Source organism: Methylobacterium platani (assembly GCF_001653715.1).
Taxonomy (GTDB): Bacteria; Pseudomonadota; Alphaproteobacteria; order Rhizobiales; family Beijerinckiaceae; genus Methylobacterium; species Methylobacterium platani.
Window position 1 is genome coordinate 88,596 of the sequence record NZ_LWHQ01000001.1, and the last position, 12,864, is coordinate 101,459.

The 12,864-nt window shown below is 74.4% G+C and carries 8 protein-coding genes; all 8 read left to right on the top strand.

Annotation, left to right across the window (positions count from 1 at the left end):
- Window positions 1-416 precede the first annotated feature (416 nt).
- The 8 genes from A5481_RS00370 (at window position 417) to A5481_RS00405 (ending at window position 12,626) form a co-directional block, all read left to right on the top strand.
- The gene (locus A5481_RS00370; RefSeq protein WP_197514116.1) at window positions 417-1,379 is read left to right on the top strand and encodes a DotH/IcmK family type IV secretion protein; all 963 of its coding nucleotides are present in this window, start codon (window positions 417-419) and stop codon (window positions 1,377-1,379) included.
- Window positions 1,380-1,498: 119 nt separating this feature from the next.
- Window positions 1,499-2,809 (top strand): DotG/IcmE/VirB10 family type IV secretion system protein, encoded by a 1,311-nt coding sequence (locus tag A5481_RS33180; RefSeq protein ID WP_053082359.1) that lies wholly within the window; start codon window positions 1,499-1,501, stop codon window positions 2,807-2,809.
- 39 nt (window positions 2,810-2,848) lie between these two features.
- Window positions 2,849-4,177, top strand: a complete 1,329-nt coding sequence (locus tag A5481_RS00380) for a type VI secretion system-associated FHA domain protein (RefSeq protein ID WP_048433816.1) — start codon at window positions 2,849-2,851, stop codon at window positions 4,175-4,177.
- Window positions 4,178-4,209: 32 nt separating this feature from the next.
- On the top strand, window positions 4,210-5,547 hold the full coding sequence (gene tssK, locus A5481_RS00385; protein WP_048433815.1) for a type VI secretion system baseplate subunit TssK: 1,338 nt from the start codon (window positions 4,210-4,212) through the stop codon (window positions 5,545-5,547).
- A gap of 293 nt (window positions 5,548-5,840) precedes the next feature.
- The gene (gene icmH, locus A5481_RS00390; protein ID WP_048433814.1) at window positions 5,841-7,256 is read left to right on the top strand and encodes a type IVB secretion system protein IcmH/DotU; all 1,416 of its coding nucleotides are present in this window, start codon (window positions 5,841-5,843) and stop codon (window positions 7,254-7,256) included.
- Window positions 7,253-10,090 (top strand): type VI secretion system membrane subunit TssM, encoded by a 2,838-nt coding sequence (gene tssM, locus A5481_RS00395; RefSeq protein WP_053082358.1) that lies wholly within the window; start codon window positions 7,253-7,255, stop codon window positions 10,088-10,090. Before icmH ends, tssM begins: the two co-directional genes overlap by 4 nt.
- The gene (gene tagF / locus A5481_RS00400) at window positions 10,087-11,571 is read left to right on the top strand and encodes a type VI secretion system-associated protein TagF (protein ID WP_048433813.1); all 1,485 of its coding nucleotides are present in this window, start codon (window positions 10,087-10,089) and stop codon (window positions 11,569-11,571) included. The genes tssM and tagF overlap by 4 nt, the downstream gene beginning before the upstream one ends.
- A complete protein-coding gene (locus A5481_RS00405) occupies window positions 11,568-12,626 on the top strand; it encodes a protein kinase domain-containing protein (RefSeq protein ID WP_053082357.1) in 1,059 nt (352 codons plus the stop codon). The genes tagF and A5481_RS00405 overlap by 4 nt, the downstream gene beginning before the upstream one ends.
- Window positions 12,627-12,864 lie beyond the last annotated feature (238 nt).

The following is a 12,864-nucleotide window of genomic DNA, read 5'->3' on the forward strand; positions in this document are numbered from 1 at the left end:
CTGCGACCTGAACTCTGGAAATCGCCGTCTGTTGCACGATGTACGTTGCCTTGCGCGCCGTTGCCACGGCAGAGTACGACGCTGCAGCGGGCGAGTCGCAGAAGGTTGGGGCCGGCAGGATGGCGGGACGGATCTGGTCGGCGGGGTTGATGCTCCTCGCCGCTTCGGTGACCCTGGGAGGTGCCGCGCCCGTTGCACAGCCGCTGCGCGTGGCGCAGCAGGATGGCGCGCCGCCGGCCGCCTCGATCCCTCCGGTTGCGAAGCCCGCCGAGCCGGATGCGAAGCCTGCGCAGCCGGAAGCCAGGCCTGCCCCGCAGGACGCGAAACGGACCCCGGGCACCGAGGGCCAGCGCGCCGCCTCGCCGCCGCCGCCGCGGGAGCTGACTCCAGCGGAGATCTCGGCCCTGCAGAGCGTGATGACCGACCGCTCCGGCAGCGCGATCCTCACTCCCGGCAATGTCGGGGCGATCCGCAACCGGGTGATCGACGCGCAGAGCGCGGCGATGGGCGGCTACTCCGACGAGGCACCCCCCAAGGTCAGGCCGCGGCTGATGAGCGTGCAGCCGCAGGTCGACATGGCGGCGCCCCAGACCATCCACCTCGCCTTCGGCATGGTGACGCCGATCACGATCCTCGACGCCGGCGGGCGGCCCTGGCCGATCACCGCCTCGGCCTATGACCCGCGCATGTTCGCCGTCGACGGCGGCGGCTGCGGTGGCCAGGCCTCGGCGCCGAGCGAGCGGCCGACCACGATCCACATCATGCCCTGCCGCGTCTCCACCTTCGGCAACATCTCGATCACTCTCGAGAACTATCCGCTGCCGATCGTCCTGATCGTGAAGAGCGGCGGCCGCGGCGTCGAGGCGGTCGATCTGCCGGTGACGATCGAGGTGCGCGGGCGCTCGGCCCCCGCCACCGCCCAGGCTATGGCGCCGGCCGGCGCGACCGCTGCGGCGGTGCCGCCCGGCGCCACGATCCGGCTACCGGATCCCTCCCAGATCCCGCCGGGCCGCCATACCGCCCTCGCGGCCGCACCCTCGGGGCCGGTTCGTACGATCGCGGCGGCGCCGGTCCGCACGGTGGCCGCGCGGGGACGCGGCGCCGCCACGCACGATCCCGACCGGCTGATGGACGAGTTCGGCCTCGGCACGCCGCCCCGCGGCGCGGCGCGCCTGCGGGTCGACGATTCCTCCGTCTCGGCCTGGACCTACGGCGGTCGCCTCTACGTGCGCGGCCCGGTGGTGGTGGTGAACCCGGTGCAGGACGCCATGGCGCAGACGCCGGACGGCATGCGGGTCTGGCGATTCGACCGGCCGGTCCCGCGCCTCCTCGTCACGGATGCGGACGGACGCGAGCGCGCCGTCTCGATCGAATATTGAACATGCGTTCCCGGTGGCCGGAAGCGGCCTCGGGGTCACCATCATCCTGCACCCTCCGCGACGGGCCGGCGCGTTCGGACGGGGGATGCGCCAGCGCCAGGGAGCGGGAGGGTTCCGCCATGCCGATCGTCGCACTGATCCTCGCCGCCGCACTCGCCGGGCCGGCCGGAGGCCCGATCGTCCTCGCCCAGGCGAACGGGCAAGGGAATGGGCTGGGGAACGGGTCCGAGGCGGCCCCGGTCCAGCCGACGCCGCAGGCGACGATGCCGTTCGTCCAGCCGCCGCTGCCCGGCCAGGCGCCGGCGGCGCCGAGCGTCGTCTACCAGGGACCGCCCGGCCAGGTTCTATCGGACCCGGCGATCGAAGCCCGCATCAACGCGCAGATCCAGACGCTGATGGCTCCGCCGAGCGGCGGCTTCATGGTCCAGCGCTACGCCCGGCCGGAGCCGGCCGCCGGCAGTTCCGCGGCGGGTGCCGGAACCGGCGGCAACGGCGGCCGCTCCACGCCGACGCTGCAGCAGGCGGGCTACCCGCAGGCGGGCGGCTACGGCGGCCCGGGAGGGCAGGGCGGCTACGGTCAGGGGAGTTTCGGTCAAGGCAATCATGGCCAGGCCAATGCCGGCCAGGGCGGCTACGGCCAAGGGAGTTTTGGGCAAGGCAGCGTCGGCCAGGGGAATTTCGGGCAAGGAAATTCCGGCCAGCCGGGCCAGGGCGGCGGTGGCTTCGGAGGCATGCCGGGCCAGGGCGGCTACGGCGGCCCGGTGCGGCCGAGCGAGCGGCTTTTCGCCGTGGCGCGGGCGGGCGACACCGTCTACGCTTCCCTCGATCAGGGCTTCAATTCCGACGACCCGCAGGCGCCGATCTTCGCCACGATCTACGACGTCGACGGTGCCGGCCGGGCCGGGCCGCTGCACAACGTCCGGCTGATCGGGCAGATCGTCTACAGCTCGAACCAGGCCGCGATCCAGTTCACGCAGCTCGTCCTCGTCGACGGCCGCCAGTACCCGCTCAAGGCCTACGCGATCTCGCCGCGCGACGCCCGCACCGGCATCGCGCGCGACGTCGACGACCACGCCTTCGAGCGCTACGCCGGGCTGTTCGCGGGTGCGCTCATCCAGGGGGCCGGCCAGGTCGGGCAGCTCCTGCTGCAGACGAGCCGCAACGTCGCGATCGACCCGGTCACGGGCTTTGCCCTCTCCACGCCCGGCGGCGGCCAGCGCACCCAGGCCGCCCTCGGCGCCCTGCTGCCCCTCGGTCAGACCGCGACCGCGATCGGCGCGCAGAACTTCAACAAGCCGGCGACCATCGCGGGCGTGCCGGGCCTGCCGATCGGCGTCGTCTTCCTGGAGCCGCCGGCCCTGCCGCGCGACGCGATCTATGTCGGCGGGTCGGGGTCCCGGCCGTCACTGCCCCTCTCGCGCCTGAACTGAGGCCGCCCGCGCGGGACCGCGAACGACGACGGGAGAGCGATGACCCTCACGCTGCGAGTGCTGCAGGCGCCGGCCGGCGTCCCGGAGATCGAAGCGCGCCGCCTCGATCCCGAGGGCGGCCCGTTGTCGATCGGGCGCGGCCGGGACAACGACTGGGTGCTGCCGGACCCGGATCGGCACGTCTCCAAGATCCATTGCCGGATCGAGTCCGGGGCGGATGGGTTCTACCTCGTCGACCTGTCGAGCAACGGCGTGTTCTTCGCCGCCGAGGCGCGGCCGGTGGGGCGCGGCAACCGCCGGGCGCTCGATGCCGGCGACAGTTTTAGGATCGGCGACTACCGCATCGGGATCGTCCGCGAGCCGCAGGCGGTCCCGCCCGAGACCGGTGGGCCGGCGGACGGCGTCCCGGAGGGCGGGATCGCCCCGCCGGGAAGCATCTCGGCGATCCTCGCCGACACGAGCGCGGCGCGCGAAGCCCGCGCCGCGCAGAGCCTCGGCGGGCCGGCGAGCGACTGGCTCGCTGCGGTGCCCGGCGGGGCCGCCGACGCGCAGGTGGTGCAGCCCTACGGCTGGCAGGCCCCGCCCGCCACCGCGCTCACCGACGTGCCGGAGGCGGAGGTCGACGCCGTCAGCGACTTCGCCAGCCGCAGCGAGCACGTCGCCCCGATCCACCAGGCGCTACAGTTCGCGCCGGCCCGCACCCTGCTGCCGCCGGACTGGCACCTCGCCGAGCCGGCGGGGGTGGGCTCCACCGGGCCGGCGCCGTCCACGCCTGATTGGGGCGAGGTCTGGGCCGCCCTGATCGAGGGCACCGACCTTGGCGGGCGAGTGCCCGGGCCGGGGCCCTGCGATCGTGCCGCCCTGGTGCGGACCGGGCACCTTCTGCGCTGCCTCGTCGACGTGCTGGCGACCGTCGAGGCGGTTCAGCGCGAGACCGCGCGGGATCTCGGCCTCGCCGAGGCCCCCAAGGGGATCGATTCGCCTGGTCCCGACTTGCCTGGTTCCGACTTGCCTGGTTCCGACTTGCCTGGTTCCGACTTGCCGGACCTGCTGGCGGAGCTTCTCGCGGCTGGCGGTGCCGATGCGGGCGACCGGTTGGTCGCGCGCCTGGCGGGCGTCGCCCGCGACGCGCGGACCTTCGGCCTCGCGGTCGCGGGGGCCGCCGACGCCGTCGGCGCGCAGATCCAGCCCGACGCCATCGAGGACGCCGCCCGCGAGGGTACCCGGCTGGCGGCCGGCCCGCTGCTCAAGGCGGCCTGCTGGGAGCGCTACGCGGCGATCCACGCCAACCTCGCCGGAGGGGAGGGGGCCGCGGCCGCCGATGTCGTCCTCGTGCCCCTGCGCGGGATCTACGCCCGCCGCACCTGATTGATCCAGCCGACCCGGGAGCCCCGAGAACGATGCTGAGCGAGAACCGCGTGGTCTGGTCGGAGGGGATGTTCCTCCGCGTCCAGCACTTCCAGCAGGCCGACCGGTGGACCGAGCGCTTCGTGCGCGGCCTGACCCGCGACCTCGTCCCCTATCCGTGGGGCTTCTCGGAGATCGGCATCAACCGCGAACTCCTCGGCGTCGGGCGCTTCGCCCTGTCGCACGCCCGCGGCATCTTCGCGGACGGGACGCCGTTCGAGGCCCCGGGCGACGCCGACCTGCCGCCGCCCCTGGAGTTGCTGCCGGGCACCCGCGACGTCACGATCCACCTCGCGGTGCCGACGCGCCAGCCAGGCGGCGCCGAGGTCGGGGGCGACCGGCGCGAGGACGTGGCGGCGCGGCTGCGGCGCACCGCCTACGACGCGCCGGACGCCAACGGCGACGGCTCGGCGAGCGCGACGCTCGAGGTCGGGCGGCTGCGCCTCTCCTACGCGCCGTCGAACGGGCCGCTCGCCGGTACCGAGCGGCTCGCCGCCGCCCGCGTGGTCGAGGTCCGCTCCGACCTCACCGTCGTGCTCGACGAGAGGTTCGTGGCACCCTGTCTCACTTGCGCTGCGGAAGCGCCGCTCGCCGCCTTGGTGACGGAGCTGCAGGGGCTGGTCACGCATCGGGCCGAGGCGTTGTCGGCCCGCATCGCCGACCCGACGACGCGCGGCGCCGGCGAGATCGCCGACTTCCTGCTGCTCCAGGTCCTCAACCGGGCCGAGCCGCTGCTGCGCCACGCGAGCGCCCAGGCCGGGCGCCTCCACCCGGAGGAGTTCTACGCCTTCTGCCTCGGGCTCGCAGGCGAGATCGCGACCTTCACGGCGCAGTCGCGGCGGGCGCCGCAGCTGCCGGACTACCGCCACGACGACCTCGCCGCCACCTTCGCCGCGGTGTTCGCGGAGCTGCGCGCGGCGCTCTCGGCGCTGCTCGAGCAGGTCGCGGTGCCGATCGAGCTGCAGGAGCGCCGCCACGGCGTGCGCGTCGGCACGATCAACGACCGCACGCTGCTGCGCGGGGCGGGCTTCGTGCTCGCGGTGCGCGCCTCCCTGCCCGCCGAGACCCTGCGGCGCTCGCTGCCGAACCAGATCAAGATCGGCCCGGTCGAGCAGATCGCGCAGCTCGTCAACGTGGCGCTGCCGGGCATCGGCGTGCGCGCCCTGGCGGTCGCGCCGCGCCAGCTGCCGTATCGCGGCGGCACGGTCTATTTCGAGCTCGACACCACGAACCCGCTCTGGCGCGACCTCGACCAGTCGAGCGCGGTGGCGATCCACGTCGCCGGCAACTTTCCCGATCTCGATCTCGAACTCTGGGCGATCAAGGGATAGGTGCATCCTGTACGGCAGGCGAGGTCCGATTCCGGCCTCGTCGAGATCTGAGGAATCCGCCAGGACATCTGGGGCGGAGTACCGGCCCCTGCCTGGCGGAGGATGCTCTTTAGCCGCCGCGGCGACCCCTCGGGCAGATCGTCGCCAAGATTGCGGAGACCAGATTTTCGACGTTCGGATCGCTGCGCTATGCGACGCTCGGGCGTTTCGTGCATTGTCCATGTCGAGATCAGTGTCGAGCTTGCACGGGAGCGCGTGTCCGCGATGACGATGGTTCCGGTCGGGAGGCGCTGATGGAGGCGGATCGGCGCAGCTTCGACTCCGAATCGACGGTGGTGAGGCCGACCCCAGGCGGGGTGCGACCAGCGCCGGCGCTGCAGGTCGACCAGCGGTCGATTCTCCCTCCGCCGCCGTCGGCCTATCCCGAGCCCGAGGCCGGCGACTTCGCCCGGACCGGGATGCCGCCGATGGTCGAGGCGGCCCTGCCGCTGCTCAGCCTGATCGCGCGGCTGCGCACCCTGCCGGGCGCACCCGACCTCGAAGCCCTGCGCCTGCGGGTGATCGCCGCCGTGAAGGCGTTCGAGGCGGCGATCCTGGGCGTCGCGGTGACCCGCGAGCGGGCGCAGGCGGCGCATTACGCCCTCTGCGCGACGATCGACGACGTGATCCTCAACTCCTCCTGGGGCGCCTACAGCGTGTGGGCACGACAGGGCATGGTCTCGACCTTCCACACCGACGTCACCGGCGGCGAGCGCTTCTTCGACCTGCTCGCCCACCTGCACAAGGATCCGGGCTCGAACCGCGACGTCCTGCTCTTGATGTATCACTGCCTCTCCCTCGGTTTCGAGGGGCGGATGCGGGTGCATCCGCAGGGCCACCTGGAGATCGGCCGGATCCGCGAGGGCCTGTACCGGACCCTGCGGGACGAGGCCGAGCGCGAACTCTCGCCGGCCTGGCGCGGGGTCGATGCCCGCCTGACCGCCGCCGGCACCCGGCGTCTCGTCTGGGCCGCGGCGGGGCTCGCGGTCCTGGCGCTCGCGGGCCTCTACCTCGTGCTGCAATCGGCCGTGACCCGGCGCTCCGACGCGACCTTCGCGGCTTTCATCGCGGCGCCACCGAACGCCGCCCCGAGCCTGGGCGCCGAGCGCCCGAGCCCGCCCGTCCGGGCCCGGACCGCGCCCGCCAAGGCGGAGAACCGCCTGGTCGACGGCCTGCGGCGCGCGCTCCAGCCCGAGATCGACCAGGGCGCGCTCGACGTCGTCCCGAACGGCAACGGCGCCACCCTGCGCATCCGCAACGCCGGCCTGTTCGAGAGCGGCAGCGCCGACGTGGCGCCTGCTTACGTCGCCCTGTTCGACCGGATCGGCCAGGCGATCCGCGGCGACGACGTCACCGTGCAGGTCATCGGCCACACCGACAACGTGCCGATCCGCACCGTGCGCTTCCCGTCGAACTACGAATTGTCGGTCGCCCGGGCGCAGGCGGTGGCGGCGATCCTCGCCCGGTCGATCGGCACCGACGCGATCCGCGCCGAGGGGCGCGGCGAGGCCCAGCCGGTGCGCCCGAACGACAGCGCCGAGAACATCGCCTTCAACAACAGCCGCGAAGGCCGGGCGCAGAACCGGCGCACCGAACTCGTGATCCGCCGCAACGACGCCGACAGGTCCGTCCCGCCCGCCGGAACGGAGCCCGCGGGAGGCCGGCCGTGAACATCCTCAACTGGATCTACGAGATCCGCTCCTACGCCACGACCTATGCGAGCCGGGTCAAGGCGTGGTGGCTCGTTGCGCTGATCTGGGCGCTCGTCGCCGCCTGCGTGGTGTTCTTCTACGGCGAGGCGGTCTCGTTCGGGACCTGGCGGCCCTTCGCGGCGGTCCGGACCCGGATCTACGCCGTCGCGGCGATCGCGGTCGCCTACCTCGCCTACTGCGCCTACGTGCTCGTCCGCGGGCGCCGCCGCGACCAGGCGCTGATCGACGCGGTCTCCGAGTCCGACCCGGCCCGGGCGGGGCAGGAGGACGTGGCCGAGCTGCGGGCGCGCCTGCGCGACGCCCTGAAGCTCCTGCGCCGGACGATGGGCCGTCAGGCGGCCTACGCCCTGCCGTGGTACGCGCTGATCGGGCCGCCGGGCTCGGGCAAGACCACCGCCCTGCGCAATTCCGGCCTGCGCTTCCCCCTCGCCGACAGCGTCGGCGAGTCGGTCGAGGGGGTGGGCGGCACCCGGTTCTGCGACTGGTGGTTCACCAACGACGCGATCCTGATCGACACCGCCGGGCGCTACACCGCGCAGGAGGGCGACGGGGAGGCGGATGCGGCCGGCTGGCAGGGGTTCCTCAAGCTCCTGCGCAAGCACCGCCGGCGCCAGCCCCTCAACGGCGCCATCGTGATGCTCGGCATCGACACCCTGATCCAGTCCTCCGCACCGGAGCGGCTCCACCACGCCCGCACCATCCGCAAGCGCCTGCGGGAACTCGACGAGGCCTTCGGCCTGCGGGTACCGGTCTACGTCGTGCTGACCAAGGCCGACCGGCTCGCCGGCTTCCAGGCCTTCTTCGAGGACCTGCCGAAGAGCGGCCGCGAGCAGGTCTGGGGCACGACGCTGGCCCTGCCGAAATCCGGCATCGAGGGACGTGACCTCGCCGAGCAGTTCGGCCGCGCCTTCGACGGGCTCGTCGCGCGCCTCAACGATCTCCTGCTCAAGCGCCTGCAGGACGAGCCCGACCCGGAGCAGCGCGCCCAGATCTTCGCCTTCCCGAGCCAGCTCGCCCTGGCGGCCGAGCCGCTGCACGAGACCCTCGGCGAGATCGCAGCGTCTTCGCGCTTCGACCCGCCGCCGCGCCTGCGCGGGCTCTATCTCGCCTCGGCCGAGCAGGACGGCAGCGTCCTCGACCTCGTCAGCCGCACCGCGAGCCGGCGCTTCTCCCTCGACCTGCCGCGCTTCGCCGCGGCGAGCGCGGGCGGGCATCGCAGCTTCTTCCTCGCCCGGCTGTTCCGGGACGTGATCTTCAACGAGGCCAACCTCGTCTCGACCAACCCGGCGGCCGAGCGCCGCCGGCGTATCCTGAGCCGGGTCGCGGGCGGCCTCGCCGCCGCCCTCGCCCTCGGGCTGGCCCTGACCTGGCTCGCCGCCTACCTGCGCCAGGACAACCTGCTTGCCAAGACCGATGCACGGCTGACCCGCTATGCGGCGCTCGCCGCCACGCTGCCGGTGGAGAAGGTGGCGGATGCCGACTTCGTGCGCGCCGACGCGGTTCTGTCCCAGGCCCGCGACGCCGCCGCGTCCTACGACCGCATCACCACGCCGGCCCTCCTCGCCACCTTCGACCAGGGCGCGAAAGTGCGGGCGGGGCAGGCCAACCTCTACGAGCGTTCGCTGACCGGCTACCTGCTGCCGCGCCTGCTCGTCTCCCTCGGCACCACCTTGCGGGAAGCGGAGGCGGGCCGACCCGCCGGCGAAGCCGGGAAGCCTGCGGATGAGGCCGGAAAATCCGCCGGAGAGACTGGCACGCCACTCGGCATTGCCTCCAGGCCCACCGGCGAGGCAGTCAAGCCGGCCGGCCGGCCGAAGAAGACCGCCGGCCGCCCGGAGGCCGCACCGCCGGCCGCGCCCGACCTGTCCGACACCCTGCGGCTCTACCTGATGCTCGGGGGCGAGGAGAGCCTGGACCGGGCCTTCGCGACGGAGCGCCTGTCGGGCCTGTTCGCTCGCCTCTACCCGGAGGGGCGCCAGGCCCCGCTGCGCGCGAGCCTCGACGGCCACGTGGCGGCGCTCCTGTCCCGCCCGCTGATCCCGATCGAGCTCGACGAGGATCTCGTCGCCCGCGCCCGCGACCGGGCGCAGGTACGGGATCTCGCCGGCCGCTGGGCGCAGGAGGGCGGCGAGCGCGCCTGCCGGACGGCGACCGAGCGGCGCTACCCCTTCGACCGTACGGCCGCCGCCGGGACCGGGATCTCCGAGTTCTCCGCCCTGTTCGGGCCGGAGGGCCTGTTCGCCCGCTTCTTCCGCAACCACCTCGCGGCGGCGGTCGACACCGAGACGAAGCCCTGGCGCTGGCGGGACCGGGACGGGGACGAGGCGCTGCTGCGCAGCTTCGAGGCGGCGGACGAGATCCGCCGGGCCTTCTTCCAGACCGATGCCGACCGGCCGGCGATGAGCTTCGAGGTGCTCCCCCTGCGCCTCGACCCGGAGGCGAGCTCCGCCTCGCTGGTCTCCGACGGCCAGGAGGTCGTCTACACCCGCGGCAGCGCCCGGCCCCTGAAGCTGACCTGGCCGGGCCAAGGATCCGGGATGAATGGATCGGGGGACCCGGTCGCCCGGGTGAGCGTGCAGCCGGGTCCGTCCTCCGCCATCTCCTTCACCGGGCCATGGGCGCTGTTCCGGCTCGTCGATGCGGGGCGGGGCGAGGCCACGGGCGGCGACCGGCTGCGGCTCACCTACGCGCTGGGCGGGCACGAGGCGAGCTTCGAGTTGCGCAGCCCGACCCGGCCGAGCCCCTTCGCCCTCGCCACCCTGCGGACCTTCCGCTGCCCGAGGTTCCCGTGACGGGGCGGCGGGCGGCCGGCGCCACGCCGGAACCCGCGACGGTCGGGTTCTTCGGCAAGGTCCCGACCCGGGGCGACTTCGTCAGCCGCCGCCTCGGCGGTCCGCTGCACGATGCCCTCGACCAATGGCTGTCGCGGGCGCTGGTGGCGAGCCGCCGCCAGCTCGGCGAGGCCTGGCTGCCGGCCTATCTCGTCGCCCCGGTCTGGCGGTTCGTGCTCGGCCGCGGCACGATGGGGCCGCACCCGGCCGTCGGCGTGCTGATGCCCTCGGTCGACCGGGTCGGGCGCTACTTCCCCCTGGTGCTGGCCGCCGAGATGCCGGGCCTCACCGATCCCTGGCGGCTGTTCCGTCTCTCCGGCGGGTGGTTCGACGCTGCCGAAGCCCGCGCCCGCGCCTGCCTCGACGACGATTTCGACTTCCACGCCTTCGAGACCGGCCTCGCCGACCTCGGCCTTCCGGGCCTGCCCCCGGGCGACCTCGCCGACGCGCCGCGGCGCTTCGGCCTCGACGGCGAGGCCGAAGCGCTGCGAGCCTATGCCGACGCGGTCGAGGGCGTGCTCGCCGGCTCGCGGCGCGCCTTCACGCTGTGGTGGACGACCGGGTCCGAGGCGGTCGCGCCCTCGCTCCTCCTGCATCGCGGGGTGCCGGCGCCGGAGCAGTTCGCCGCCCTGCTCGACGGGCGCTGGGACGCCTGGGGCTGGCAGGACTGGACCCGTGAGGAGGTCCGGGCGCAGGCCCCCGTATCCCCGGTGCCGGAGGCGCCGGCCGCCCTCGCGCCGTCGGCGCCGCCGGACGCGGTGCGGCTCGTCTCGGCGGCGCGCTCGCACAAGGGCACCCGCCGCAGCCGCAACGACGACGCGGTCGTCGCCCGGCCCGACCTCGGCCTCTGGGCCGTGGCCGACGGGGCGGGCGGCCACGCCGCAGCGGACGTCGCCGCCGCGACGGTGGCCGAGCGGCTGACCGGGCTCCCCGCCGGCCTCGACGCCGCGCTCACCCGCGCCACGATCGAGCGGCTGATGCGCGAGGCCAACGAGGCCCTGCGCGCCCGCGCCCGACGGCTCGGCCCCGACGCCGTGGTGGCGGCGGTCGTCGTGGTGCTGATGGTGCGGGCCGGGCGCTACGCCGTCGCCTGGGCCGGGGATTCCCGCGCCTACCTGCTGCGCGACCGCACGCTCACCCCGCTCACCCGCGACCATGCCCACCGCGAGGGCCGCAAGGTCGTGACCCGGGCGGTCGGCGCCGAGGACGCCTTCGCCCTCGACTGGGCCGCCGGCCCGGTGCGGGCCGGCGACCGCTTCATCCTGTGCAGCGACGGCCTCGTCGCCGCGCTGGGCGAGCGCGGCCTCGCCCAGGTCGCGGGCCACGGCGGCCCGTCCGAGGCGGTGGCCAGCACCATCGACGACGCCCTGATCGCCGGGGCCCGGGACAACGTCTCGGTCGTGGTGGTCGACGCCGCGGGCGAGGGGGATGCGGCGCAATGAGCCGGGAGGCCGAGGCGGCGCGGCGCGAGACCCTGCGGGTGCAGGTGCGGCTCGACGCCCTGGCGGCGGCGATCGGGCGCGACGGCGACGGGCATCCGCGCCCGGAGGCGGAGCGCCGCATCGTCCTCGACGCCGCCCGGGCCGCCCTCGACCGGCTCGGCGACGGCGCCCTCCCGGCCGCGCCGCCCGCCCCACCGGAGGCCTCGCTGCTGCCCGAGACGATCATCGCCAACACCTACACGGTGCGCGAGCGCATCGGCCGCGGCGGCCTCGCCGAGATCTACCGGGTGCGCCACCGCGACCTGCGCAGCGACCACGCCGCCAAGGTTCTGCGGCCCGAGCGCGCCCTCGATCCCGTGCTGGCGCGGCTGCACGTCAGCGAGGCCCGCGCCCTGATGGGGTTGTCCCATTCGGCGATCCCCCGTGCCCGCGACCTCCTGCGCCACGGCGACGGCCGCTCGGTGATCGTGATGGATCTCCTGCACGGCGAGACCCTGGCGGAGACCCTGCGCACCGGCGGGGCCCTGCCGCCCGAAGCGGTTGCGACGCTCGCCCGGCGCCTCGCCGGGGCGCTCGCGGCGGTGCATGCCGCGGGCCTCGTCCACGGCGACGTGTCGCCCGAGAACGTGATGCTGTGCGGCGGGCCCGACGGCGCGACGCTGATCGATTTCGGCGTGGTTCGCCGAGCCGGCGAGGCGCTGCCGGACGTCGCGTTCGCCGGCAAGTGGTCGGTCGCCGCCCCCGAGCAGCTCGCCGGTGAGCCCGGCGGTCCCCCGGCCGACCTCTACGCGCTGGGCCTGCTGCTCGCGGCGGCCGCCCGAGGCGAGCGCTACGGCCTCGGACGCGATCGCGACAGCGCGTGTGCCGCCCGCGCGCGCCTGCCGGATCCCGGTATCGGCGGGCGACTCGGGCGGGTGGTGCGCGATCTCCTCCGGGACGAGCCGCAGGCGCGGCCGGACGCGGACGGGGTCGTGCGGCACCTGTCCGGGACGCCGCTCTTATGGCTCAAGGCTCGTCTGGTGCCGGGCGGAGCGCGATCTCGTACGGAGGCGTGAGACGATCGCCGGGCCCGCCGTCCTGCGCGACGCCGGAAAGACTGAACCGCCCCGAGTTTCTCGGAGCTGTTTGTCTTGGGTCAGGCAGCCAAGGCTTGGTCGCCGACTTGGTCGCCGACTTGGGCATGATAGCGCGCTTCGGCCTCGGCGGGAGGGATGTCGCCGAGCGGCGCGAGGCGGCGGTGGTGGGACCGGTCAACCCACTCCAGGGTGGCATGCAGGGCGATTCAGAGAATGC

Excerpts from the sequence above, each read along its gene's own strand:
- A5481_RS33180 (WP_053082359.1), top strand. The coding sequence starts at position 1,499 with ATGCCGATCGTCGCACTGATCCTCGCCGCCGCACTCGCCGGGCCGGCC.
- tssK (WP_048433815.1), top strand. The coding sequence starts at position 4,210 with ATGCTGAGCGAGAACCGCGTGGTCTGGTCGGAGGGGATGTTCCTCCGC.
- icmH (WP_048433814.1), top strand. The coding sequence starts at position 5,841 with ATGGAGGCGGATCGGCGCAGCTTCGACTCCGAATCGACGGTGGTGAGG.
- A5481_RS00380 (WP_048433816.1), top strand. The coding sequence starts at position 2,849 with ATGACCCTCACGCTGCGAGTGCTGCAGGCGCCGGCCGGCGTCCCGGAG.
- A5481_RS00405 (WP_053082357.1), top strand. The coding sequence starts at position 11,568 with ATGAGCCGGGAGGCCGAGGCGGCGCGGCGCGAGACCCTGCGGGTGCAG.
- A5481_RS00370 (WP_197514116.1), top strand. The coding sequence starts at position 417 with ATGACCGACCGCTCCGGCAGCGCGATCCTCACTCCCGGCAATGTCGGG.